Genomic DNA, 23,703 nt, shown 5'->3' on the forward strand with positions numbered 1-23,703 from the left:
AAGGGAGGATATATCATGCCTAAAGTAGCACTATTCAACCAGAGCGGATCTCAAGTCGGTGAAATCGAATTGAACGATTCCGTATTCGGTATCGAGCCACACACACATGTATTACACGAAGCAGTACTAATGCAGCGTGCTTCCATGCGTCAAGGTACGCATAAAGTAAAAGGACGTTCTGAAGTACGAGGCGGCGGAAGAAAACCATGGCGTCAAAAAGGTACTGGCCGCGCACGTCAAGGATCCATCCGTTCACCACAATGGGTTGGCGGTGGAACAGTTTTCGGACCGACTCCACGCAGCTACAGCTACAAACTACCTAAAAAAGTTCGTCGTCTAGCGCTTAAATCAGCACTATCTTCTAAAGTACAAGAAGAAAACATCGTAGTATTGGAGAGCCTTGCATTCGATGCTCCAAAAACGAAAGATGTCGTTGCTATGCTTAACGCACTGAACGTTGATAGCAAGGTGTTGATCGTCACTGCAGATAAAGACGAAACTGTTGTACGTTCTGCAAACAACCTTAAAAACGTTAAAGTGTTGACACAAAGCGAAGTTAACGTTCTTGACTTGCTTACGCATGATAAGCTGATCTTAACGAAAGAGGCAGCTGAAAAAGCAGGGGAGGTGCTTGCATAATGAGAGATCCACGTGATATTATTAAGCGCCCTGTAATTACGGAACATTCTTCCGACCTGATGGTCGATAAGAAATACACTTTCGAAGTTGACAAACGTGCCAACAAAATCGAAATCAAACAAGCGGTTGAAGTAATCTTTGGTGTTAAAGTGGAACAAGTGAACACTCTTAACCTTAAAGGTAAATTCAAACGTCAAGGTCGTTATGGCGGATACCGCCCAGATCGTAAAAAAGCAGTTGTAACACTTACAGAAGACAGTAAAGAAATCGACTTCTTCGAAGGTGTTTAAGAACTAAAAGAGAAGGAGGGAAACAACGATGGCGATTAAAAAGTATAAACCGACTTCAAACGGACGCCGTAATATGTCTGTATCGGATTTTGCTGAAATCACAACTGACAAGCCTGAGAAATCATTGCTTGCACCGCTTCACAAACGTGGCGGACGTAACAACCAAGGTAAATTGACAGTACGTCACCAAGGTGGTGGACACAAACGTCAATACCGTATCATCGACTTCAAACGCGACAAAGATGGAATACCAGGACGCGTTGCTACAATCGAGTACGATCCAAACCGTACTGCGAACATCGCTCTAATTCACTATGTAGATGGTGAAAAACGCTACATCCTTGCTCCAAAAGGCTTGGAAGTAGGAATGGAGATCCTTTCTGGTGAAGGTGCTGACTTCAAAGTGGGTAACGCTATGGAGCTTGCTACAATCCCAGTTGGTACGATCATCCACAACATCGAGTTGAAACCAGGACGCGGCGCTCAGCTAGCTCGCTCTGCTGGTGCACAAGCTCAAATCCTTGGCCGTGAAGGCAAATATGTTCTTGTAAGACTGACTTCTGGCGAAGTGCGCCTAGTACTAGGTACTTGCCGTGCGACAGTCGGTCAGGTTGGTAACTTGGAACATGAACTAATCACTGTTGGTAAAGCAGGACGCTCTCGCTGGAAAGGCAAACGCCCTACAGTCCGCGGATCTGTAATGAACCCTAATGATCACCCACACGGTGGTGGTGAAGGACGCGCTCCAATCGGACGTAAATCACCAATGTCTCCATGGGGCAAACCGACACTTGGTTACAAAACACGTAAACGTAACAAGCAGTCCGATAAATTTATCGTACGTAAGCGTAAAAAATAATGTGGTAGCAAGGCGGGGATTTTCACCCGTCTCCATATCGCAAAGGGAGGTTTATGTATGGGTCGCAGCTTGAAAAAAGGACCTTTCGCAGATGACCATTTGCTAAAGAAAGTCGACAAATTGAACGAAGACAACAAAAAACAAGTGATCAGAACTTGGTCTCGCCGTTCTACAATTTTCCCAACATTCGTTGGACACACAATCGCTGTGTACGATGGCCGTAAACACGTACCTGTTTATGTTACTGAAGATATGGTAGGTCATAAACTTGGTGAGTTCGCGCCAACTCGCACGTACAGAGGACACGCAGCGGACGACAAGAAAACAAAACGCTAAGAGGGGAGGCAATCCTAAATGCAAGCAAAAGCTATGGCAAAATCAGTTCGCATTGCTCCTCGTAAGGTTCGCTTAGTTGTTGATTTAATTCGAGGAAAAAATGTCGGAGAAGCTATTGCAATCCTGCGTCACACTCAGCGTGGTGCATCATTGGCAGTAGAAAAAGTACTTCGTTCTGCAGTTGCTAACGCAGAACACAATTATGAAATGGATACGGATAACCTTGTTATCTCTGAAGCATTCGTCAACGAAGGTGCTACATTGAAACGTTTCCGTCCACGTGCGCAAGGCCGTGCAAGCCAAATCAACAAACGTACTAGCCACATCACAGTGGTTGTTACAGAAAAGAAGGAGGGTTAAGCAGTGGGTCAAAAAGTAAATCCGACAGGTCTTCGCGTCGGCGTCATCCGTGACTGGGATTCCAAGTGGTACGGTGGCAAAGATTACGCCGATTTGCTACACGAAGATATTAGAATCCGTGATTATCTAGAACAACGTTTGAAAGATGCTGCGCTTTCCAAAGTGGAAATCGAACGTGCTGCTAACCGTGTAAACATCTCTATTCATACTGGTAAGCCTGGTATGGTAATCGGTAAAGGCGGTTCCGAAGTGGAAGCACTTCGCAAAGCACTTAACAGCCTTACTGGCAAACGTGTTCACATCAATATCGTTGAAGTGAAACGTGTCGATCTTGATGCTAAATTGGTAGCAGACAACATCGCTCGTCAACTTGAAAACCGTATCTCATTCCGTCGTGCGCAGAAACAAACATTGCAGCGTGCAATGCGTGCCGGTGCCAAAGGTATCCGTACACAAGTTTCCGGTCGTCTTGGCGGAGCAGATATCGCTCGTGCAGAATCTTACAGCGAAGGAACAGTTCCACTTCATACTCTACGTGCTGACATCGACTATGGCACAGCTGAAGCTGATACAACTTATGGTAAGCTTGGCGTTAAAGTATGGATCTACCGTGGCGAAGTCCTTCCAACCAAAAACAACCGATAAGGAAGGGGGAAAAGCATTATGTTAATGCCTAAACGCGTAAAATATCGTAGACAACATCGTGGTAAATTGAATGGCCGTGCCAAAGGCGGTACAGAAGTCGCATTTGGTGAATGGGGTCTTCAAGCTCTTGATCCTGCTTGGATCACTAGCCGTCAAATCGAATCTGCCCGTATCGCTATGACTCGTTACATGAAACGTGGCGGTAAAGTATGGATCAAAATCTTCCCGGATAAGCCATACACGAAAAAACCTCTAGAAGTCCGAATGGGTTCCGGTAAAGGTTCTCCTGAAGGCTGGGTAGCTGTAACTAAACCTGGTAAGATCATGTTCGAAATTGCTGGAGTATCTGAAGAGGTGGCTCGCGAAGCATTGCGTCTTGCTTCTCACAAACTGCCAGTAAGAACTAAGATCGTAAAACGTGAAGAAATTGGTGGTGAAATCAATGAAGGCTAATGAAATCAAAGAACTGACCACTGCCGAAATTGAACAAAAAGTTAAGTCTCTTAAAGAAGAACTTTTCAACCTGCGCTTCCAATTAGCTACTGGACAGCTTGAGAATACTGCACGTATTCGCACAGTCCGCAAGACAATTGCTCGCATGAAGACAGTTGTTCGTGAAAGAGAATTAAGCGTAAATAACTAAATTCCGAGAGGAGGTTCGCGACATGAGTGAACGTAACAATCGTAAAGTCTACGTTGGACGTGTTGTATCCGATAAAATGGATAAAACAATCACTGTTCTTGTTGAAACCTACAAAACTCACAAGCTGTACGGCAAACGTGTTAAGTACTCTAAAAAGTTCAAAGCACATGATGAGAACGGCACAGCAAAAACTGGTGACTTGGTTCGTATCATGGAAACTCGTCCATTATCTGCAACGAAACGTTTCCGTTTGGTTGAAGTGGTAGAAGAAGCAGTAATTATCTAATCAAAGATCGCTCGGAAGGATTCCGAAGGGAGGTAACACTCGTATGATTCAACAAGAGACTCGTTTGAAAGTCGCTGATAACTCTGGTGCTCGTGAAGTCCTAGCCATTAAAGTTCTAGGTGGATCTGGCCGCAAAACAGCTAACATTGGTGACGTGATCGTTTGTACGGTGAAACAAGCAACACCTGGTGGCGTTGTCAAAAAAGGTGAAGTTGTTAAAGCGGTAATCGTACGTACGAAAAGCGGTGTTCGTCGTAAAGATGGTTCTTACATCAAATTCGATGAGAATGCAGCTGTTATCATAAGAGATGACAAGAGCCCAAGAGGTACTCGTATCTTCGGACCAGTTGCACGTGAACTACGTGACGCTAAGTTCATGAAGATCGTTTCCCTTGCTCCTGAAGTATTGTAATACACTTAATGCCTTGTTAAGGAGGTGCAGTACACATGCATGTTAAAAAAGGTGACAAAGTTAAAGTAATCACTGGTAAAGATCGTGGTAAAGAAGGTACCATCCTTGAAGCTTATCCGAAGAAGAACCGTGTTCTTGTCGAAGGCGTAAACATCGTCAAAAAACACGCTAAACCTTCCCAGGATAACCCGCAAGGCGGAATCCTCGAAATCGAAGCAGCCATTCACGCATCTAACGTAATGCTGATCGATCCTAAAACTGGAGAGCCGACTCGCGTAGGCTACGAAGTGAAAGACGGCAAAAAAGTCCGTATCGCTAAGAAATCCGGTCAAGCTATCGATAAATAATTTCTTCTGAAAGGAGGGCTACTCGATGAATGAATTGAAACAAAGATATCAAAGCGAAATTTCTCCATCCCTAATGGAAAAATTCAGCTACAAATCTGTTATGCAAGTACCAAAGATCGAAAAGATCGTTGTTAATATGGGTGTCGGTGACGCCGTTCAAAACTCAAAAGCACTAGATTCTGCAGTAGAGGAATTGGCTTTGCTAGCTGGTCAGCAGCCAATCATCACGAAAGCGAAGAAATCCATCGCTGGCTTCCGTCTTCGTGAAGGTATGCCAATCGGAGCGAAAGTTACATTGCGCGGTGAGCGTATGTACGAATTCCTTCAAAAGCTAATCGCAGTTTCCCTTCCACGTGTACGTGACTTCCGTGGGATCTCAAACAAAGCGTTTGACGGTCGTGGAAACTATACGCTAGGTGTTAAAGAACAGCTAATCTTCCCAGAAATCAATTACGATAAAGTAAGCAAAGTACGTGGAATGGACATCGTTATCGTAACTACAGCCAACACTGACGAAGAAGCTCGCGAGCTACTTACTCAGCTAGGCATGCCTTTCCAAAAATAAAGGTAAAAAGGAGGGAATATTGTGGCTAAAAAATCTATGATCGCGAAACAACAGCGCCCACAGAAATTCAAAGTGCAAGAGTACACACGCTGCGAACGTTGCGGACGTCCACACTCTGTACTACGTAAATTCAAGCTATGCCGTATTTGTTTCCGCGAACTAGCCTATAAAGGTCAAATTCCTGGCGTTAAAAAAGCAAGCTGGTAATCCCCTAAATCAGGGAAGGAGGTAATGATTAATGGTTATGACAGATCCTATCGCAGATATGCTAACTCGTATTCGTAATGCAAATACTGTTCGTCATGAAAAACTGGAGCTTCCTGCTTCCAAGTTGAAAAAGGATGTTGCTGATATCCTTAAACGTGAAGGCTTTATTCGTGATTACGAATTCGTAGAAGATGACAAACAAGGTGTACTACGCATCTTTTTGAAATATGGTAAAAACGACGAGCGTGTTATCACTGGTATCAAACGTATCAGTAAACCTGGTCTTCGTGTTTACGCGAAATCCACTGAAATCCCACGTGTCCTTAACGGACTTGGTATTGCAGTAGTTTCAACTTCCAAAGGCGTATTGTCTGATAAAGAAGCACGTGAGCAAGCTGTCGGCGGCGAAGTGCTAGCATACGTTTGGTAATTCCCAACAATTAGTAAGGAGGTGCACATATGTCCCGCGTAGGTAAAAAGGTTTTAGAAATCCCTGCAGGCGTTGAAATCAAAAACGATAACAACACTGTGACTGTCAAAGGTCCCAAAGGGGAATTGACTCGTACATTCAGCCAAGATATGGTGATCAAAATCGAAGAGAACGTTCTTACTGTTGAACGCCCATCTGACAGTAAAGAGCACCGTGCTCTTCACGGAACTACTCGTGCCGTAATCGGTAACATGGTTCAAGGCGTACACACTGGTTATGAGAAAGCTCTTGAAATCATCGGTGTAGGTTACCGTGCTACAAAGCAAGGCAACAAAGTCGTGATCAACGCTGGTTACTCTCATCCAGTTGAAGTTGAAAACCGTGATGGAATTGAAATCGAAGTTCCTTCCAACACTCGTGTAGTTGTTAAAGGTATCGATAAGGAAGCAGTTGGAGCAGTAGCTGCCAACATCCGTGCAATCCGTCCTCCAGAGCCTTACAAAGGTAAAGGAATCCGTTACGAAGGCGAATACGTACGTCGTAAAGAAGGTAAAACAGCGAAATAAGGTTTTCGTTAAACCAGAAAGGAGTGACCTGAATGATTACAAAACCTGCAAAAAACGAATTGCGTAAGAGAAGACACAATCGTGTTCGTAAAAGCATTTCAGGAACATCTGAGCGTCCTCGTTTGAACGTTTACCGTTCCAACAAGCACATCTACGCACAGTTGATCGATGATACAACAGGTAAAACACTTGCAAGTGCTTCAACTAAGGATGCTAGCCTTAACCTGGAAGCCACTAGCAATGTGGAAGCAGCTCAAAAGGTCGGAGAAGCAGTTGCTAACCGCGCGAAAGAAGCTGGCATAACAACTATCGTATTTGACCGTGGAGGATATCTTTACCACGGACGTGTAAAAGCATTGGCAGAAGCAGCTCGTGAAGCTGGTCTTCAATTCTAATCGAAAAAGGAGGGACATAACTTGCGTACAACAATTGACCCGAACAAACTTGATCTTGAAGAACGCGTAGTAACGGTTAACCGTGTTGCTAAAGTAGTAAAAGGTGGTCGTCGTTTCCGCTTTGCTGCTCTTGTAGTAGTAGGTGACAAAAACGGCCATGTAGGTTTCGGTACTGGTAAAGCACAAGAAGTACCAGAAGCGATCCGTAAAGCTATCGAAGACGCGAAGAAAAATCTAATCACTATACCTATCGTTGGCACAACTATTCCACATGAAATCATCGGTGAATTCGGCGCAGGCAACATCTTGATGAAGCCAGCTGCAGAAGGTACTGGAGTTATCGCCGGTGGACCTGTACGTGCGGTGCTTGAACTTGGTGGTATCGGAGATATCCTTTCCAAATCACTTGGTTCCAACACACCAATCAACATGGTTCGTGCAACACTTAACGGACTTAGCAGATTGAAACGTGCAGAAGAAGTTGCGAAACTTCGTGGAAAGTCTGTAGAAGAACTGTTAGGATAAGGAGGGAAAGCACATGGCTAACAAATTGGAAATCACCCTCACACGCAGTACGATCGGAAGACTTGAAAAACAGCGCAAGACTGTTGCTGCTCTAGGTCTTAGAAAAATCCGCCAGACAGTTGTTTTGGAAGACAATCCAACTGTTCGCGGTATGATCAACAGAGTTTCACATCTAGTATCAGTCAAAGAAGTATAATGATTTTAATGTAAAAGAGGAGGTGCCAGTATGAAACTTCATGAATTGAAGTCAGCAGAAGGAACACGTAAAACTCGCAATCGTGTAGGTCGCGGTATGTCTTCTGGTAACGGTAAAACATCCGGCCGTGGACATAAAGGACAAAAAGCACGTTCTGGCGGCGGTGTACGTCTAGGTTTCGAAGGTGGCCAAATGCCACTATTCCAACGTCTTCCTAAACGTGGATTCACAAACATCCACCGTACTGAGTACTCAATTGTTAACCTTGAAACCCTTAATCGTTTCGAAGAGGGTACAGAGGTAACTCCAGAGCTTCTACTTGAAAGCGGAGTTGTAAGCAAATTGAGAGCCGGTATCAAAGTGCTTGGAAACGGGAAACTTGAAAAGAAACTTACTGTTAAAGCTCACAAGTTCTCATCTTCTGCTAAAGAAGCTATCGAGGCAGCGGGCGGTCAAACAGAGGTGATCTAATGTTTCGTACAATCTCCAATTTTATGCGTGTAAAAGATATACGAAATAAAATCATCTTCACATTGCTTATGTTGATCGTCTTCAGGATCGGTACGTTCATACCGGTTCCTTTCACCGATCGTTCCGCGATCGATTTCATGAACCAGCAGAACGTATTCGGATTCCTGAATACTTTTGGCGGCGGTGCATTGCAGAACTTCTCCATCCTTGCGATGGGTATCATGCCGTACATCACTGCCTCAATCATCATGCAGCTTCTGCAAATGGATGTCGTTCCGACATTCAGTGAGTGGAAGAAGCAAGGGGAGATGGGTCGTCGTAAGTTGGCACAGGTGACGCGTTATGCCACTATCGTGCTGGCGTTAATACAGGCGGTCGGTATGTCCATCGGCTTCAACCAGATGTCCGGCGGCATGCTGATATCCGATCCTAGTTTCTACAAATTCGCTGTCATTGCAATTGTGTTGACTGCGGGAACAGCATTCTTGATGTGGTTAGGAGAACAGATCACAGCTCATGGTGTAGGCAATGGTATTTCCATTATCATCTTCGCCGGTATCGCTGCTGCGATCCCGAATGGTTTGAACCAGCTTTGGGAACAGTATTTCAGCAATCCGGGCGATGATCTATTCCTGAATGTCGTGATCGTTGCAATCATCGCTATCGTGATCATTGCCGTAATTGTTGGTGTGATTTATATCACGCAAGCACTTCGTAAAATTCCAATCCAGTATTCGAAGCGCACTTCCAATCGTGCTCAAGTAGGCGGTCAGTCCACCCACTTGCCGATCAAAGTCAACGCTGCTGGAGTAATTCCTGTAATTTTCGCGGTTTCCTTTATTTATGCTCCGCGTACAATCGCGAGTTTCTTTGAAGGGAACGTAGCAACTACGATCGAGAACGTATTCGATTATACGCAACCAATTGGGATGGTCATCTATGTAGTCCTGATTCTTGCATTTAGTTATTTCTACACATTTGTCCAGGTCAATCCGGAACAAATGGCAGAGAACTTAAACAAGCAAGGTGGCTACATCCCGGGTATACGCCCAGGGAAAAGCACGGAAACGTACCTCACCAGTGTGATGTATCGTTTAACCTTCGTTGGGTCTCTCTTCTTGGCTGCTGTAGCTGTATTGCCTATCATATTAGGCTCTATTGCCAACTTGCCGACTTCTGTCCAAATCGGAGGAACGAGCCTGCTGATCGTGGTAGGGGTAGCGTTGCAAACGATGAAACAGTTAGAAAGTCAGTTGGTGAAGCGTCATTATAAAGGCTTCATGAAATAGAGAACAGTCTACAAACAGACGAGAGCGAGGGGAATTTCGTTGAACTTGATTCTTATGGGTCTGCCGGGTGCCGGCAAAGGGACTCAGGCAGATAAGATTGTTGATAAATACAGCATCCCTCATATCTCAACAGGAGATATGTTCCGAGCTGCAATTAAAGAAGGAACGGAGCTTGGCCGTGAAGCGAAGGCTTACATGGACCAGGGGAAACTAGTTCCGGATGAAGTAACGATTGGTATAGTCCGTGACCGTTTGGGCAAGGATGACACCAATAACGGATTTTTACTTGACGGTTTTCCTCGTACGCTTGCTCAGGCCGAGGCGCTTGACGCATTGCTGGACGAATTGAATGCTAATGTAGATTACGTCTTACATGTAGAGGTTCCGCAGGAGAAATTGGTGGAGCGTTTATCTGGCAGATGGGTTTGTCCGACATGCGGCACTACGTATCATACCGTTTTCAATCCTCCGAAAGAAGAAGGGGTTTGTGACAAGGATGGTACTGCGCTGATCCAGCGAGACGACGATAAGCCGGAAACGGTGAAAAAACGTTTAGAAGTCAATATCGACCAGCAAAAGCCGATATTGGACTTCTACAACGATAAGGGCTATCTTGTAACAGTGAACGGTGACCAAGCAATCGATCAGGTCTTCCACGACATCGATCAGCGCTTGCAGAATCTTCGCTGATACAGGTGTGCAAACTATACTCTTTTGTACGGATGGAATCGCACTTTAGGCTTCATACAGCGTAAGGATGCATTCTGTCCCTTGATAGAGTATAATAGACCTCGTGGTAGAGTTGAAACGATCTGCGATATGCGATTCGTTCAAGCTTCCATCATCGGAACCGAGCCTTACTGATATCCTGACGCTAATTGACAAGGCTGAATATGAACAATCATGAAACAAATTGTGATTCAATTTGTGGACTTAATATAGATTCCCTGACATGCAGCTTTTCTAATCTGGACTTCCAGAAAGAAAAGTGGTAGAATATGCTCCTTGTTTGCAGCATATAATGCTAACTTACTTACGCACAGCTTCCATCAAGCTAAAGTGAAGGTGATCATGTTGAGCGAAACGGATGCAAGTCCACGGATCGGTCAGGTTGTTCGTATCGTACATGGGCGAGAAGCAGGTAAGCTTGCGATTGTCATTCGAATAATTGACAGTCGTTTTGTGTTGCTTGCTGACGGAGAGAAGCGCAGGTTCGATTCACCTAAGCGCAAGGCTTTGCGCCACGTGGAATTGCTGCCTTATGTATCCCCGGAAGTTCGCCGCAGCCTTCTAGAAGCTGGTCGCGTAACCAATGGTAAACTGCGATTTGCGATATCTACTTATGTCAATCATACCGTGAAGAGATTTGAAGAAGGGAGATAGACCGATGGCGAAAGATGATGCAATTGAAGTAGAAGGAACTGTCACCGATACATTGCCGAATGCGCAATTCAAGGTGGAGTTAGAGAATGGCCACACCGTTTTAGCACATGTTTCCGGTAAAATTCGTATGCACTTCATTCGAATTCTTCCTGGAGATAAAGTAACGGTAGAGCTTTCCCCTTACGACTTGACTAAAGGACGTATTACGTACCGTTATAAATAATTTGACTAGCTCCGATACTAAAGGAGGAATAGATGATGAAGGTAAGACCATCTGTAAAGCCGATTTGCGAAAAATGCAAAGTCATTCGTCGTAAAGGCAAAGTAATGGTAATCTGTGAAAATCCTAAGCATAAGCAAAAACAAGGATAATACAAGGAGGTGCACGTAGCTAATGGCACGTATAGCAGGTATTGATATTCCACGTGACAAACGCGTAGTTATTTCCCTAACATACATCTATGGTATTGGTAAAACTACAGCGCAAAACGTACTAAAAGAAGCTGGTGTTTCTGAAGATACACGCGTTCGTGATCTTACAGAAGACGAACTATCCAGAATCCGTCAGGCAATCGACGGCTACACTACTGAAGGTGATCTTCGCCGTGAAGTATCCCTTAACATCAAACGCTTGATCGAGATCGGTTCTTATCGTGGCCTTCGCCACCGTCGCGGCTTGCCGGTTCGTGGTCAGAAAACGAAGAACAACTCCCGTACTCGTAAAGGCCCACGCCGTACAATCGCTAACAAGAAAAAATAAGTAAGGAGGTAAACAACTAACATGGCTCGTAAACAACAAACTCGTAAACGTCGTGTGAAAAAGAATATCGAATCCGGTATCGCTCACATCCGTTCTACTTTCAACAATACTATTGTTACGATTACTGATGTTCAAGGTAACGTAATCAGCTGGAGCAGCTCAGGTTCCCTTGGTTTCAAAGGTTCCCGTAAATCTACTCCATTCGCTGCACAAATGGCTGCTGAAGCAGCTGCCAAAGGTTCTATCGAAAACGGTATGAAGACTTTGGAAGTAACAGTCAAAGGCCCAGGTGCTGGCCGTGAGGCTGCGATCCGTTCCCTTCAGGCTGCAGGTCTTGAAGTAACTGCGATCCGCGACGTCACTCCAGTTCCGCATAACGGCTGCCGTCCGCCAAAACGTCGTCGCGTATAAGTTTTTCCTGCTTGCTGTATAGAATTTGTATCCCTGTCTATAATGGGTTATGATAGCTTAAAAGCGATCAGGTCATACAGTAAGAACCGTATCGTCAAGATGCAGAAACGGGAACCGCAATATGGGGAATTTCGGTTAGGAGCAATTCTAACCGGGGTTTCGACGTTTTAAAGGAGGGCTTTATAAATGATCGAAATTGAAAAACCAAAGATTGAAACGGTTGAGATCAGCGATGATGCTACATTTGGAAAGTTCGTTGTAGAACCGCTTGAGCGTGGATATGGTACTACACTAGGAAACTCCTTGCGTCGTATCCTATTATCCTCACTTCCTGGCGCTGCTGTAACATCCATTCAAATTGATGGCGTGCTCCATGAATTCTCTACGATTGAAGGCGTAGTAGAAGACGTGACTACCATCATTTTGAACTTGAAAAAACTGGCTCTCAAAATCTACTCCGATGAAGAAAAAACATTGGAGATCGATGTACAAGGTGAAGGGAAAGTAACTGCTGCTGACATCACATTCGATAGTGATGTGGAAGTGCTGAATCCGGATCTTCATATTGCGACATTGGGCAAGAATGCTCATTTCCATATGAAGCTTACGGCTGAACGCGGCCGCGGCTACCGTCCAGCTGATCAGAATAAACATGAAGATCAGCCGATTGGTGTCATTCCGATCGATTCCATCTTTACGCCGGTTTCAAAAGTGACGTATCAAGTGGAGAACACACGCGTTGGCCAGCTGGCTAACTTCGATAAGCTGACGTTGGATGTATATACCGACGGCAGTATCCGACCTGAAGAGGCAGTTTCTCTTGGTGCGAAGATCTATACGGAGCATTTGAACATCTTCGTAGGTCTTACAGATGAAGCACAGAATGCCGAAATCATGGTGGAAAAAGAAGAAGACCAAAAAGAGAAAGTTCTTGAGATGACAATCGAGGAACTGGACCTGTCTGTCCGTTCTTACAACTGTCTGAAACGTGCTGGTATCAACACAGTACAAGAGCTTGCTAATAAATCTGAAGAAGATATGATGAAAGTGCGTAACCTAGGACGTAAATCATTAGAAGAAGTCAAAAAGAAACTAATCGATTTAGGACTTGGTCTTCGTAAAGAAGACTGATCCCGTCTGACGGAGCATTTGACACCAGGAAAGGGAGGGATAACCTATGGCTAGAAAGTTAGGACGTACTACTGATGCTCGTATGGCGCTTTTGCGCAACCTTGCAACTGATCTTATCGTTCACGAGAGATTGGAAACAACGGAGGCGAAAGCGAAAGAGCTTCGTTCTGTAGTAGAAAAAATGATCACTCTTGGCAAACGTGGAGATCTTCACGCTCGTCGTCAAGCTGCAGCTTTCCTATACGGTACTAAAGCGGATGAGAACCAAGACGCAGTACAAAAACTATTCAGCGATATTGCCGGACGTTATGAAGAACGTCAAGGAGGTTACACACGCGTGTTGAAACTTGGACAGCGTCGTGGTGACGGTGCGGCTATGGCAATCATTGAACTAGTATAAGGCAATAACAAGGGCAGGAAAATCTCTACCACGAGGTGTATTCCGGCCCTTTTTCTTTTGCGGATAAAGCAAGCGCCAGCGATGGGCTTGCTTTTCTTTTTTGTCTGGATTCTTTATACTAGCTATAGAAATGACAGGAACGGACAGACACGTTTAAGTATTTCCCCGGAAATAGTCGGGTAATGACGAAGGAGCACGAAAGCATGTACGCGATTGAATTCAAGAATGTTTCTTTCCGCTATGAGGAGGACCAGCCTTATGTACTTCGCAATATCAGTTTCCAGGTGGAAGCGGGGGAATGGCTGGCGATCATCGGACATAATGGTTCAGGTAAATCGACGATTGCCAAGCTGATGAATGGGCTGCTATTTCCGACCGAGGGGGAAATCCTCATCAACGGAATACCGCTGAAAGAAGAGAATATTTGGGAGATAAGGCGCCAGGTGGGTATGGTGTTCCAGAACCCGGATAATCAATTCGTCGGTACGACAGTGCGGGATGATGTGGCTTTTGGTTTGGAGAATCGCGGCGTGCCTCGTTCCGAGATGATGGATCGAATCACTTCTTCCCTGGAGCAAGTGCGGATGCAGGATTACTTGCTGCATGAACCCTATCGTTTATCGGGCGGACAAAAGCAGCGGGTGGCGATTGCTGGTGTATTGGCTATCTCGCCAAGCGTCATCATCCTGGACGAAGCTACCGCGATGCTTGATCCTCTCGGGAGGAAGGAGATACTGGATACCGTTCATCGTGTGCAAGCGGAACAGCAGCTTGGCTTGATCACGATCACCCATGACTTGAATGAAGTGATGCAGGCGCATCGTGTGCTGGTGATGAACGAAGGGGAAATATGGACGGCTACTGTACCAAGGGAATTAGTGAAAAGGCAGACGGAATTGCAGCAGATTGGCTTGGATGTGCCGTTTGTCACCCAGCTTGCCCATGCTTTGGAAAGACATGGCATCACCCTGTCTGAGCAGCCGATTGATCACGAGGAGTTGTTGGATGCATTATGGACATTACATTTGAACAAGTAGATTACACATATCAGGCCAACTCCCCGTTTGAGCATAAGGCACTGAAAAATTTATCCTTCCATCTGCCTGCCGGAAGCTTCACTGCCATCGTCGGACACACTGGCAGCGGCAAATCCACCCTTCTGCAGCACTTGAACGGACTCGTCAGACCTACCAGCGGAAGCGTGCGGATCGGGGAGCATACGCTGGAGCCGAATAAGAAGCCCAAGCAGGCCAAGGAGCTCCGTAAGCAAGTGGGGGTCGTATTCCAATATCCGGAGCATCAGCTATTTGAGGAGACAGTCGAGAAGGATATCGCCTTTGGGCCTCGCAACTTCGGAGTACCGGACAACGAGATCAAGAAGCGGGTGGAAGAAAGTGCAGCAGCAGTAGGGCTGGATTTATCCTTGCTAAGCAGATCCCCCTTCGAGCTGAGCGGCGGTCAGATGCGCCGTGTGGCGATTGCTGGTGTGCTTGCCATCCGGCCGCGTGTGCTCGTTTTGGATGAGCCTACAGCAGGTCTGGACCCGCGCGGACAGCGGGAAATCATGGACATGTTCCAGCGGCTTCATAAGGAACAGCAGCTGACGACGATATTGGTGACGCACAGCATGGAGGATGCATTGAGATATGCAGATCATATGCTTGTACTCGATAAAGGGGAAAAGTATATGGAAGGACCTCCTGTTGAAGTATTCCGGAAGCGGCAGGCCCTTCAGCAAGTGCAGCTTGATGTGCCGGAGGTATTTCAATTCCTTCAGAAAGCGTCCGAACGCTTCGGTGAAACGGTTGTTTATGAAGGGGAGAATATCGACAGGCTCGCGAAGCAGCTGGCGGATTTGGCAGGTGATCATACATGAATAACCTATTGATTGTCGGTCAGTATGTCCCGACCAATAGCATCGTTCACCGTATGGATCCTCGGATCAAGATGCTGATCATCTTCTTTTATGTGATTTTCATTTTCTTTGCCAATAATATCATTAGTTACGCTCTTTTCACGGTATTTGCGGTTGGAGGGACGCTTCTGACGAAGGTGCCATGGCGATTCATTGCCAAAGGGCTGACACCGGTATGGTTTTTGATTGTCTTTACGTTCATCCTGCACTTATTCGTCACGAAGGAAGGAACTGAATTAGTGCATGTATTCGGGCTGCCGATTTATAGCGGAGCGCTGGAGCAAGGAGCTGTCATTTCACTGCGCTTCTTTTTGCTTATCCTTTTGACATCCCTGCTTACGCTGACGACAACGCCGATTGAAATCACGGATGGAGTCGAATCCTTGCTTGGACCGCTGCGCCGATTCAAGTTCCCGGTGCATGAACTGGCACTGATGATGTCCATTTCCTTGCGCTTCATCCCGACTTTGCTGCAGGAAACCGAAAAGATCTCCAATGCTCAAGCCTCCAGGGGCGTGGATTTCCGTACAGGACCATTCAGGGAGCGTGTACGGGCGGTCATCCCGCTATTGGTGCCTTTGTTCGTCAGTGCATTTAAGCGGGCGGAGGAGCTTGCTATGGCAATGGAGGCCAGGGGCTATCGCGGCGGGGAAGGACGGACGAAGCTTCGGGAACTGCGCGTGATGAAACGGGATGTTGCGGCACTTGTCATCTTCATCGTGGTGGTTGCTGCAGCCTTGATAACAAGAGATCATAGTTAGGAGTTACGAAGATGAAGCAACGAATGAAGGCGACGGTCAGCTATGACGGCACGCATTTTTCCGGCTTCCAGGTCCAGGAGAAAAACCGTACGGTACAAGGTGAGCTGGAGAAGGCGCTTATGAAAATCCATAAGGGGCATCCAATCAGGATCCAGGCATCGGGCCGTACGGACGCAGGCGTGCATGCCAGGGGGCAGGTCATCCATTTTGATACGGAAATCCGGATGGGAGACTATAATTGGCGCAAGGCGCTCAATACGCTGCTGCCGGATGATGTCAGGATAACGGATATAACCGCAGCGGAGGAAGGATTCCATGCGCGCTACAGCGTGAAGCGGAAGCAGTACAAGTACTTTGTCCATAATGCACCTGAGCAGGATGTGTTCAAGCGCCATTATGTGCATCATGTACCCTATCAGCTGGAGACCGGCAGGATACAGCAGGCAATCAAAGCAATCGAAGGAACACATGATTTCAGTGCTTTTTGCTCCGCCAGGACAGGCGTCAAAGGGGATAAAATCAGGACCATCTATGAAGCAGTATGCGAAAAGCAAGACGATATGCTTGTCTTTACGTTTACGGGCAGCGGTTTTCTCTATAATATGGTGCGTATCTTGGCAGGTACACTGATCGACATCGGAAACGGGCGCAAGGAGCCCGAAGACATGGCTAGGATCCTTGCATCGAAGGATCGGCACGAGGCAGGCAAAACCGCTGCTGCGAGCGGATTGTGCCTGTGGAAAGTGGACTACTGAGAACTTTTTTGTAAAACAACGCATTCGGGCGTTACATGCCCTTGACATGTGGGTCTGTGATGATATACTATGGTTTATGGCATTTTATTTCTATACCACGATTAGCCCCGGAAGACTAATTGTGTAGAATAATAAATGAACGATTCAATCGAAAAATGGAGGAACTGACATGCGTACAACATTCATGGCGAACGAAAGCAATATCGAACGCAAATGGCTTGTTGTGGATGCAGAAGGCCAAACACTTGGTCGTCTTGCAAGTGAAGTTGCTGCTATCCTTCGCGGTAAGCACAAACCAACTTACACTCCACATGCCGACACTGGTGATAACGTAATCATCATCAACGCTGAGAAAATCCAACTTACTGGTAACAAACTAGCTGACAAGATCTACTACCGTCACTCTAACCACCCAGGTGGTTTGAAACAGCGCACAGCTGACGAAATGCGTACAAAATACCCTGAGCAAATGCTTGAGCTTGCTATCAAAGGCATGCTTCCAAAGGGACCACTTGCACGTAAAATGATCAAAAAGCTTCACGTATACCGTGGCGCTGAGCACAAACACCAAGCACAACAACCAGAAGTATACACACTTCGCGGATAATAAAAAGGAGGTAAACGATAGTGGCACAAGTACAATACTACGGCACCGGTCGCCGTAAAAGCTCTACTGCCCGCGTACGTCTAGTACCAGGCACAGGTCAAGTAACAGTAAACAACCGTAGTGCGGAAGATTACTTCCCATACGAAACACTTCGTACGATCATCAACCAACCGCTAGTTGCAACAGAAACTGCTGGCAACTACGACGTTCTTGTTAACGTAAGTGGTGGTGGATTCACAGGACAAGCAGGTGCGATCCGTCACGGTATCTCCCGTGCGCTTCTTGAAGCGGACCCAGAATACCGCGGAACACTTAAAAAAGCCGGCTTCCTGACTCGTGATGCACGTATGAAAGAACGTAAGAAATACGGTCTTAAAGGTGCACGTCGCGCGCCGCAGTTCTCAAAACGTTAATCAATTCCTTATTGCATCAACGTTTACAAGAGATCTTTGGTTCAAGTTGGTTCACATTATCAACTAGATAAAGCACTCAACAGATTTAAAGCATCAGCATCTTGCTGGTGCTTTTTTTGTGTGATTGATTCCAGATAATTATTTTGTGTTGGTTTGCATGTTTATTTTGCATGTTTATATGTCCTAATCGTTTGGATATATATGCAATATCAATGTCTTGAGCATATAAGAATGATGCGTGCGTATTCCTTAAACCGTGAAATATTGTTATAATCCGTTAATAGTTCGGCTAATGGTTCGAATTGCTTAAAGTCCCCAGAGCTGTGCTTCATTCTTTGCAGGAAAAGTTTTAGAAAGCTTTTATGTTTGCCCTGTTTGTGTAGGAAAACTTGCGCCCGATACGATGCTCCTCTTTTATAATACTAGCCTTGTTACCAGCTCCATTAACAAATTAAACAAAGTGACTTTCGATGAAGATTTTATCGTGGTTGTATGGATCCTCATTAAGAACTGCCTTAATCAATCAATTGCCAACAGAAACCTTGCCCTTATTTAGTAGAGATTCCGGCATAGATGCTAATACACATCCATGCTCAAACAACTCCAGATTCCCTAAATCATCTTTTCCATTTAAGATGTGGTATGTTTATTGTGCAATAAGCATTCAAGGGGGCAACCAATGAATAAAACAGACCGTTTGTTAGCCATCGTACTGGAACTGCAACGCAAAGAAGTTGTACGGGCCGAAGATTTGGCGACCTTATTTGAAACTAGCGTGCGGACCATCTACCGCGACATTCAGGCGCTGAGTGAAGCAGGCGTACCGATCATAGGAGCACCTGGTACAGGATATTCCTTGATGGAAGGTTATTTCGTGCCGCCGATCAGTTTCACGGTACCAGAAGCCGTGAGCTTGCTGATTGGAACGGACTTTATCGAACAACGATTTGATGATGATTATCGTGTCAGGGCTCAAGCCGCTCGCTGCAAAATCGAGGCCGTTCTAACAGAGAGCGTTCGCAATGAAACGTCTCGTGTACGTAAGGCTGTGCGTTTGCTCATCTCCGATAAACAGGTCGCTCCGTCAAAAGAAAAAGAATATCTAGAAAAGATCCGTCAAGCAATATTAGATGAGCGAAAGATCAGCTTTCATTATGCAAAAAGACTTGCAGATTCCGAGGGGAATCGTCATAGTGTTCGTACTGTTGCTCCCTATGGATTGGTGCTCGTTCAAGGATCGTGGATGCTCGTGGCCCGATGTTACCTGCGCCAAGATATTCGCCATTTCCGTTTGTCCCGCATGACGGAACTTATCGATCTGGAAGAACGATTCGAACTACCTTCGAATTTTAACTTAGGGGAGTACACCCCTCTGGATGATCGGTGCTTACAAGTTCGCCTTCGATTTAACCATGACATCGCAGATAAGGTGAAGGAATCGAACTATCATTACATGGAGGATATAGAAGAGCATCAAGATGGATTGCATGTGGTCTTACGCGTTCGTCAACTGGACGAATTGCTGCAATGGGTGCTTGGATGGGGAGCCGATGTGATTGTATTGGAGCCAGAATCATTCCAAAACCGGATTCGCGAGGAAGCCAAAAAAATATTAAAACGCTACTGACATACTGTTGTCAGTAGCGTTTTTTTATAATCGGAGTAAGTAAACGTAAAGGAGTAGGAGAAAAATGTGAAGTATGTCTTGCATCGAGTGCGGTACACTTTGGATTAATTGAGCCGCAACCAGGCGTGGAAGGATGGTTGTTGGACCAGATGGTCTAGTTTCTGACTAATTCCGGCCTTCTAATGGGCTCTTTGAGGAAAGGGGAAAGTTGGAAATGAACATCATTGATTTTAGTGGTTTCCCTTACAGCATGAAGTGAATTGTTTCGATACTGATCTTTCTTGGAACTTTTGTCACCTATTTACTATGGCTCCTTTGCGGAAGTTTCGCTGGTTCTGGCCCAAAATGATATGGACCGTATTGTAACATTTATTATAGGAAGGATGATATCTTGTGAATTTCGCTTCTGTACGCATCATTACCGACGACGTGGATCGTCTCGTAGAGTTCTATGAGAAAGTCATGGGTGTTTCGGCAGAGCGTCCAGCGCCAGTTTTTGCCGAACTCGTTACGCCACCATGCACCCTGGCAATCGGTCACTCTCAGACGGCACAACTATTCGGTGCTGGTTCCGTAGTGGTGGCCAACAATCAGACTGTTATCATCGAATTCCGCGTTGATGATGTCGAAGTCGAATACGCGCGCTTGAAGCTGTTTGTGGATGATTGGGTAAAGGAACCGACCACGATGCCGTGGGGGAATCGTTCTGTGCTGTTCCGTGATCCCGACGGCAACCTCGTTAACCTCTTCGAGCCGGTTACCGAGGAAGCAATCAAACGGTTCAGCGGTAGGCGTTGACGGTCAGTTAAAGTTAGTGAGGCCTTGATTTAGGGGGTAGCAGCGATTCGTAAAATATATGGCCATTTTGGCCCGAATGTGCCGATAATTTTTCTCCAGTGATAATATCGTCTTTCCCGGTATGACAATGATCCAATAAGAAGCTTTTCAAGTATTATCTACTGGATTAAAATCGCCCGAAAAAACAGGAATCGTTGGCGTATCCCCTCAAGTCCTTAATCAACGGGGCGAGTGTGGCATAAACAACGCGCCCAGAATTCTGGAAAGTAAGTTGATAATGTATTCAACTAACATCAATCACTTTGGTTCATATGTCATTTTAATTTCAAGAAACATTGATATAAATGGATTATGATGTAATCAATTCACTTGTAAATTATCTATATATTTCTCAAAACGTTAGGGAATACAGACGAAAGACTCTCAACTGATTGGGTGGGGGTCTTTTTTTGTCTATCGATTTATGTGGTGCTTTGATACACTGGAAAAAAGAAATATGGTGGGTTCTGTTATGTCCGAACGTAAGCTTGTACTATTCTTTGCCACAAGTCTGGATGGTTATATGGCAACCAAGGAGGATTTCTGGATTGGCTCTATTCTGTGGAAGGTGAAGGGGGATAACGGCTATACAGAATTCTATGAAACGGTGGATACGGTGTTGGTGGGGAAGCGGACATATGATTGGATAATGGACCATGCAGAAGACGTTCCCTATCAGAATAAAGCTTGTTATGTCTTTACGCGAACCGATGAAAAAAAGTACGGAACATGTACAGTTTGTCCATGGGGATATTGTATCCTTTACCAATCAGCTGAAACAGCAAGAGGAAAAAGTATGTGGATTGTTGGCGGCGGGGAGCTTCTCTCTGCATTTATGAAAGAGCAGTTAGTCGATGAATTGATTCTTACACTAGCACCTGTACTTCATGGCAGTGGGATACCTTTGTTCAAAGAAGGAGAGTACCAGGCTAGCCTTAATTTAAAACAGACGAGGACATTCAACCAATTTGTGGAACTGCACTACGAGGTGAAAAAATCATAATTTGCCTATCAACGAAAAGATATCACTCATCCTTCGAGCATACGGATACAGAGTGCCGTACATAAGCCCTGATTACGAAAACGGCTGATGATTTCCCGACCATTGACGGAAAGGTTGTTCATTACCAGCAGCTTGCTGAAATCAGTCATGGTCATGATTGGATAGACGCGATATGTATGGTGCGGGAATTGCCGGAGCATGAGTGTCACTAACTGTTCTTGATTCAATCCTCCTTGTTCGTAGACAGCCTGATTTACAATCATCGTTTCAATGAAATCGATATCTCTTAAAGATAGACCTTGTGCCAGCAGCCATTCGGATGCGGTCATGAAATTCCCTCCTTTTACTGGCAACATAACATAATTCATTTAAAAGGCAAGGAGTTCTAGATGAGCTTTTCAATCGAACAACTGGATTTTTTCCATATTGATACTACGATCTATTTCCAAACGCCTGCTTCCCATCGGCTGCGGCTGTTGACTTCCGATTTCGAGAATAATTCGTATCTGCCTATTCTTCGGGAGTTTGTTCATTCTATCTTTCCTGTACATTCACACATATCTATGACAGGCATTATTGGTTATTATATAGGTTCGACACGAATTTGGGAGAAGCAGCACTTGAAGGATGCTGTCAGAATTTCCAATTGGAAGGAAACTCACCTGACAGGCGAGGAAGGAACTAAATACATGGCCATGACGGTTAAAGACATTACCGCAGACGCTGTGTACGCCCTATGCAAACAAACCGCCCAAGGCAGAAAGTGTTCCAAGCTTATGTTCCATACAAAAGATCGTGTGTTATATATCAGCGCCGATGTGTTGGATTTGGTTATGACGGATCAATGGGAGTTAAGGGAAATATGCAGCAGATTCCATCCATTCATCGATACATATCATCTTAATATAAAGACAATGTAAATTGCAGTCGGCCCGTGTTTTCAATCTTAACACTGCCTGCATGGTAATTCGTATCGTGCTCCATTAAGTTAGCAATATGAGACAATCTATTACATTCTTATTGGCGGGTCTGCTGCTTCTGACTGGCTGTTCCTCGATTCAAACGGAAGCTTCCGGCGTTACGGATCATGATCCATTGATCATCGCACATCGCGGAGCTTCGGCCGTCCAGCCCGAGCATACATTTTCTGCTTATGATCAGGCGCTGATGGATGGAGCAGACTATATCGAGATCGATTTGCGCAGGACAGCGGATGGTGAACTGGTTGCCATGCATGATGAAACGGTCGATAGGACGACAGATGGCAAGGGCTTGGTCGAGGAGCTGACCTTGGAGGAGATAAAGTCACTCGACGCCGGGGAAGGGCAAACGGTACCTACCTTGGGAGAAATTTTGGATTGGTATGGCAGTGAAGTGCATTATTATATCGAAACGAGGGAGGATGAAGCAGGAGAGCTTGTCATGGAGGAAGAATTACTGCAATTGCTGGGGCAGTATGCTATCCCCAGGGATCAAGTCATCCTGCAGTCGTTCAGTAAAGACAGCATTCGCACCTTGCATGAACTGGATCCGCAGCTTACGCTTGTACAGCTGCTGAAGAAGAAAGATGTCGAGCGGCTCGATGAAAAGGATCTTCAAGCATTAAGCGGAACGGCAATTGGTGTCGGCATTTATGCCGGGATCTTGGACGAAGCGACAGTAGACTTGATTCAGCAGCATGAATTGGAGATCCATGCTTATTACCGAGGTGACGAAAGAGAGTGGACAAAGGAGATGCTCCAATACGAAGTGGATGGTATCTTTTCCGATGATCCGGCATATTTGATGAATGAGTTGAAGGAATAGATCATGGATAGTGATTTATTCCCTTTTTTGCGTGGAGATGTTTAGCTTCGTGCCGGGGTGATATAGAAATATCATGCAGCAAATGAAGGGAGACTTTTCTATGAAAACAGTCGCAACGGCAGGAGGCATATTTGGTATCATCGCTTCACTCCTAGCCATGTTTTTCACTTTGATCGACGATTCGTATACAGTGGGCAACTTCGGGCTGCTCGGAATTGCAGCTGGCATTCTGGGTATTATCGGCGCCATCCTGATTGAGCGCAAACCAGTGCTCGCTGGAGTCCTGCTGATTGCAGCTGCAGCAGTCGGTATCTATGGCGTGCTATTATACTTCCTCTTGCCTGGAGCCTTGATGCTCATCGCCGCATTTGTGAAAATGAGCCGCAGGGGCAGCGGTTATTGAAGGAGGCATACCAATGGTGGTATGCCTCCT

Annotated in this window: 40 protein-coding genes and 1 pseudogene; 40 read left to right on the forward strand and 1 reads right to left on the reverse strand. The window is 45.6% G+C overall.

The window, feature by feature from the left end; translation table 11 throughout:
• Window positions 1-15: 15 nt before the first annotated feature.
• From rplD to CHH53_RS13120, 37 genes and pseudogenes are all read left to right on the forward strand, one after another.
• Complete coding sequence (rplD, locus tag CHH53_RS12935; RefSeq protein ID WP_095216556.1) at window positions 16-639, forward strand: 50S ribosomal protein L4; 624 nt, start codon at window positions 16-18, stop codon at window positions 637-639.
• Complete coding sequence (gene rplW / locus CHH53_RS12940) at window positions 639-929, forward strand: 50S ribosomal protein L23 (protein ID WP_095216557.1); 291 nt, start codon at window positions 639-641, stop codon at window positions 927-929. The genes rplD and rplW overlap by 1 nt, the downstream gene beginning before the upstream one ends.
• A 28-nt stretch (window positions 930-957) precedes the next feature.
• Entirely contained in the window at window positions 958-1,788 is an 831-nt protein-coding gene (gene rplB, locus CHH53_RS12945; RefSeq protein ID WP_095216558.1) for a 50S ribosomal protein L2, read from the forward strand.
• A 57-nt stretch (window positions 1,789-1,845) separates the two neighbouring features.
• Window positions 1,846-2,124, forward strand: a complete 279-nt coding sequence (gene rpsS / locus CHH53_RS12950) for a 30S ribosomal protein S19 (RefSeq protein ID WP_095216559.1) — start codon at window positions 1,846-1,848, stop codon at window positions 2,122-2,124.
• Window positions 2,125-2,142: 18 nt separating this feature from the next.
• Window positions 2,143-2,484 carry a 50S ribosomal protein L22 gene (gene rplV, locus CHH53_RS12955; RefSeq protein WP_093728576.1) on the forward strand — a complete coding sequence of 114 codons (342 nt, stop codon included), beginning with the start codon at window positions 2,143-2,145 and terminating at the stop codon, window positions 2,482-2,484.
• Between the two features lie 3 nt (window positions 2,485-2,487).
• Entirely contained in the window at window positions 2,488-3,129 is a 642-nt protein-coding gene (rpsC, locus tag CHH53_RS12960; protein WP_095216560.1) for a 30S ribosomal protein S3, read from the forward strand.
• An 18-nt stretch (window positions 3,130-3,147) separates the two neighbouring features.
• Complete coding sequence (gene rplP, locus CHH53_RS12965) at window positions 3,148-3,582, forward strand: 50S ribosomal protein L16 (RefSeq protein ID WP_093728574.1); 435 nt, start codon at window positions 3,148-3,150, stop codon at window positions 3,580-3,582.
• Window positions 3,572-3,772, forward strand: coding sequence for a 50S ribosomal protein L29 (gene rpmC / locus CHH53_RS12970; RefSeq protein WP_038565198.1), 201 nt, complete (start codon window positions 3,572-3,574; stop codon window positions 3,770-3,772). Before rplP ends, rpmC begins: the two co-directional genes overlap by 11 nt.
• Before the next feature lie 22 nt (window positions 3,773-3,794).
• Complete coding sequence (rpsQ, locus tag CHH53_RS12975; RefSeq protein ID WP_093728573.1) at window positions 3,795-4,058, forward strand: 30S ribosomal protein S17; 264 nt, start codon at window positions 3,795-3,797, stop codon at window positions 4,056-4,058.
• 43 nt (window positions 4,059-4,101) lie between these two features.
• On the forward strand, window positions 4,102-4,470 hold the full coding sequence (gene rplN / locus CHH53_RS12980; RefSeq protein ID WP_095216561.1) for a 50S ribosomal protein L14: 369 nt from the start codon (window positions 4,102-4,104) through the stop codon (window positions 4,468-4,470).
• A 35-nt stretch (window positions 4,471-4,505) separates the two neighbouring features.
• On the forward strand, window positions 4,506-4,817 hold the full coding sequence (gene rplX, locus CHH53_RS12985; protein WP_095216562.1) for a 50S ribosomal protein L24: 312 nt from the start codon (window positions 4,506-4,508) through the stop codon (window positions 4,815-4,817).
• 25 nt (window positions 4,818-4,842) lie between these two features.
• On the forward strand, window positions 4,843-5,382 hold the full coding sequence (gene rplE, locus CHH53_RS12990) for a 50S ribosomal protein L5 (RefSeq protein WP_095216563.1): 540 nt from the start codon (window positions 4,843-4,845) through the stop codon (window positions 5,380-5,382).
• A 21-nt stretch (window positions 5,383-5,403) separates the two neighbouring features.
• Window positions 5,404-5,589, forward strand: a complete 186-nt coding sequence (gene rpsN, locus CHH53_RS12995) for a 30S ribosomal protein S14 (protein WP_077304134.1) — start codon at window positions 5,404-5,406, stop codon at window positions 5,587-5,589.
• Window positions 5,590-5,620: 31 nt separating this feature from the next.
• On the forward strand, window positions 5,621-6,019 hold the full coding sequence (gene rpsH, locus CHH53_RS13000) for a 30S ribosomal protein S8 (protein WP_038565217.1): 399 nt from the start codon (window positions 5,621-5,623) through the stop codon (window positions 6,017-6,019).
• 29 nt (window positions 6,020-6,048) lie between these two features.
• Window positions 6,049-6,585, forward strand: coding sequence for a 50S ribosomal protein L6 (rplF, locus tag CHH53_RS13005; protein WP_095216564.1), 537 nt, complete (start codon window positions 6,049-6,051; stop codon window positions 6,583-6,585).
• Between the two features lie 32 nt (window positions 6,586-6,617).
• Window positions 6,618-6,980, forward strand: a complete 363-nt coding sequence (rplR, locus tag CHH53_RS13010) for a 50S ribosomal protein L18 (RefSeq protein WP_095216565.1) — start codon at window positions 6,618-6,620, stop codon at window positions 6,978-6,980.
• 21 nt (window positions 6,981-7,001) lie between these two features.
• Window positions 7,002-7,505, forward strand: coding sequence for a 30S ribosomal protein S5 (gene rpsE, locus CHH53_RS13015; RefSeq protein ID WP_038565226.1), 504 nt, complete (start codon window positions 7,002-7,004; stop codon window positions 7,503-7,505).
• Window positions 7,506-7,518: 13 nt separating this feature from the next.
• Complete coding sequence (rpmD, locus tag CHH53_RS13020) at window positions 7,519-7,701, forward strand: 50S ribosomal protein L30 (protein WP_095216566.1); 183 nt, start codon at window positions 7,519-7,521, stop codon at window positions 7,699-7,701.
• Window positions 7,702-7,731: 30 nt separating this feature from the next.
• Window positions 7,732-8,172 (forward strand): 50S ribosomal protein L15, encoded by a 441-nt coding sequence (gene rplO, locus CHH53_RS13025; protein WP_093728565.1) that lies wholly within the window; start codon window positions 7,732-7,734, stop codon window positions 8,170-8,172.
• On the forward strand, window positions 8,172-9,461 hold the full coding sequence (gene secY, locus CHH53_RS13030) for a preprotein translocase subunit SecY (RefSeq protein ID WP_095216567.1): 1,290 nt from the start codon (window positions 8,172-8,174) through the stop codon (window positions 9,459-9,461). The genes rplO and secY overlap by 1 nt, the downstream gene beginning before the upstream one ends.
• 39 nt (window positions 9,462-9,500) lie before the next feature.
• On the forward strand, window positions 9,501-10,151 hold the full coding sequence (locus CHH53_RS13035; protein ID WP_095216568.1) for an adenylate kinase: 651 nt from the start codon (window positions 9,501-9,503) through the stop codon (window positions 10,149-10,151).
• Between the two features lie 381 nt (window positions 10,152-10,532).
• Window positions 10,533-10,844: an RNA-binding protein gene (locus CHH53_RS13040; protein ID WP_369819890.1), complete on the forward strand. Its 312-nt coding sequence runs from the start codon at window positions 10,533-10,535 to the stop codon at window positions 10,842-10,844.
• 4 nt (window positions 10,845-10,848) lie between these two features.
• On the forward strand, window positions 10,849-11,067 hold the full coding sequence (gene infA / locus CHH53_RS13045) for a translation initiation factor IF-1 (RefSeq protein ID WP_038565240.1): 219 nt from the start codon (window positions 10,849-10,851) through the stop codon (window positions 11,065-11,067).
• 35 nt (window positions 11,068-11,102) lie between these two features.
• The gene (gene rpmJ / locus CHH53_RS13050) at window positions 11,103-11,216 is read left to right on the forward strand and encodes a 50S ribosomal protein L36 (RefSeq protein ID WP_003156543.1); all 114 of its coding nucleotides are present in this window, start codon (window positions 11,103-11,105) and stop codon (window positions 11,214-11,216) included.
• A 22-nt stretch (window positions 11,217-11,238) separates the two neighbouring features.
• Entirely contained in the window at window positions 11,239-11,604 is a 366-nt protein-coding gene (rpsM, locus tag CHH53_RS13055) for a 30S ribosomal protein S13 (protein WP_095216569.1), read from the forward strand.
• Between the two features lie 21 nt (window positions 11,605-11,625).
• Window positions 11,626-12,015 carry a 30S ribosomal protein S11 gene (gene rpsK / locus CHH53_RS13060; RefSeq protein ID WP_095216570.1) on the forward strand — a complete coding sequence of 130 codons (390 nt, stop codon included), beginning with the start codon at window positions 11,626-11,628 and terminating at the stop codon, window positions 12,013-12,015.
• 186 nt (window positions 12,016-12,201) lie between these two features.
• On the forward strand, window positions 12,202-13,146 hold the full coding sequence (locus CHH53_RS13065) for a DNA-directed RNA polymerase subunit alpha (RefSeq protein WP_093728559.1): 945 nt from the start codon (window positions 12,202-12,204) through the stop codon (window positions 13,144-13,146).
• 46 nt (window positions 13,147-13,192) lie between these two features.
• Complete coding sequence (gene rplQ, locus CHH53_RS13070; protein ID WP_093728558.1) at window positions 13,193-13,546, forward strand: 50S ribosomal protein L17; 354 nt, start codon at window positions 13,193-13,195, stop codon at window positions 13,544-13,546.
• 203 nt (window positions 13,547-13,749) lie between these two features.
• The gene (locus tag CHH53_RS13075) at window positions 13,750-14,583 is read left to right on the forward strand and encodes an energy-coupling factor ABC transporter ATP-binding protein (protein WP_095216571.1); all 834 of its coding nucleotides are present in this window, start codon (window positions 13,750-13,752) and stop codon (window positions 14,581-14,583) included.
• Entirely contained in the window at window positions 14,559-15,422 is an 864-nt protein-coding gene (locus CHH53_RS13080) for an energy-coupling factor ABC transporter ATP-binding protein (RefSeq protein WP_095216594.1), read from the forward strand. The genes CHH53_RS13075 and CHH53_RS13080 overlap by 25 nt, the downstream gene beginning before the upstream one ends.
• Entirely contained in the window at window positions 15,419-16,222 is an 804-nt protein-coding gene (locus tag CHH53_RS13085; protein ID WP_095216572.1) for an energy-coupling factor transporter transmembrane component T family protein, read from the forward strand. Before CHH53_RS13080 ends, CHH53_RS13085 begins: the two co-directional genes overlap by 4 nt.
• Window positions 16,223-16,233: 11 nt before the next feature.
• On the forward strand, window positions 16,234-16,977 hold the full coding sequence (gene truA, locus CHH53_RS13090; protein WP_095216573.1) for a tRNA pseudouridine(38-40) synthase TruA: 744 nt from the start codon (window positions 16,234-16,236) through the stop codon (window positions 16,975-16,977).
• A 169-nt stretch (window positions 16,978-17,146) separates the two neighbouring features.
• Entirely contained in the window at window positions 17,147-17,584 is a 438-nt protein-coding gene (rplM, locus tag CHH53_RS13095) for a 50S ribosomal protein L13 (protein WP_095216574.1), read from the forward strand.
• Between the two features lie 20 nt (window positions 17,585-17,604).
• Window positions 17,605-17,997, forward strand: a complete 393-nt coding sequence (gene rpsI / locus CHH53_RS13100; protein ID WP_095216575.1) for a 30S ribosomal protein S9 — start codon at window positions 17,605-17,607, stop codon at window positions 17,995-17,997.
• 679 nt (window positions 17,998-18,676) lie between these two features.
• Window positions 18,677-19,624, forward strand: a complete 948-nt coding sequence (locus CHH53_RS13110; RefSeq protein WP_095216576.1) for a helix-turn-helix transcriptional regulator — start codon at window positions 18,677-18,679, stop codon at window positions 19,622-19,624.
• Window positions 19,625-20,017: 393 nt separating this feature from the next.
• Window positions 20,018-20,422, forward strand: a complete 405-nt coding sequence (locus tag CHH53_RS13115) for a VOC family protein (RefSeq protein ID WP_095216577.1) — start codon at window positions 20,018-20,020, stop codon at window positions 20,420-20,422.
• A gap of 496 nt (window positions 20,423-20,918) precedes the next feature.
• Window positions 20,919-21,464 (forward strand): annotated as a pseudogene (locus tag CHH53_RS13120) (dihydrofolate reductase family protein).
• A 26-nt stretch (window positions 21,465-21,490) separates the two neighbouring features.
• Here the strand turns inward: CHH53_RS13120 and CHH53_RS13125 are convergent.
• Entirely contained in the window at window positions 21,491-21,793 is a 303-nt protein-coding gene (locus tag CHH53_RS13125; protein ID WP_095216578.1) for a hypothetical protein, read from the reverse strand.
• Window positions 21,794-21,853: 60 nt separating this feature from the next.
• Here CHH53_RS13125 and CHH53_RS13130 point away from each other — a divergent pair, with 60 nt between their 5' ends.
• The 3 genes from CHH53_RS13130 (at window position 21,854) to CHH53_RS13140 (ending at window position 23,673) form a co-directional block, all read left to right on the forward strand.
• Window positions 21,854-22,384 carry a hypothetical protein gene (locus CHH53_RS13130; RefSeq protein ID WP_095216579.1) on the forward strand — a complete coding sequence of 177 codons (531 nt, stop codon included), beginning with the start codon at window positions 21,854-21,856 and terminating at the stop codon, window positions 22,382-22,384.
• A 76-nt stretch (window positions 22,385-22,460) separates the two neighbouring features.
• The gene (locus tag CHH53_RS13135) at window positions 22,461-23,270 is read left to right on the forward strand and encodes a glycerophosphodiester phosphodiesterase family protein (RefSeq protein WP_095216580.1); all 810 of its coding nucleotides are present in this window, start codon (window positions 22,461-22,463) and stop codon (window positions 23,268-23,270) included.
• Window positions 23,271-23,370: 100 nt separating this feature from the next.
• A complete protein-coding gene (locus CHH53_RS13140) occupies window positions 23,371-23,673 on the forward strand; it encodes a hypothetical protein (protein ID WP_095216581.1) in 303 nt (100 codons plus the stop codon).
• The last annotated feature ends 30 nt before the right edge of the window (window positions 23,674-23,703 follow it).

Origin of the sequence: Terribacillus sp. 7520-G (assembly GCF_002271665.1) — a bacterium.
Taxonomy (GTDB): Bacteria; Bacillota; Bacilli; order Bacillales; family Amphibacillaceae; genus Terribacillus.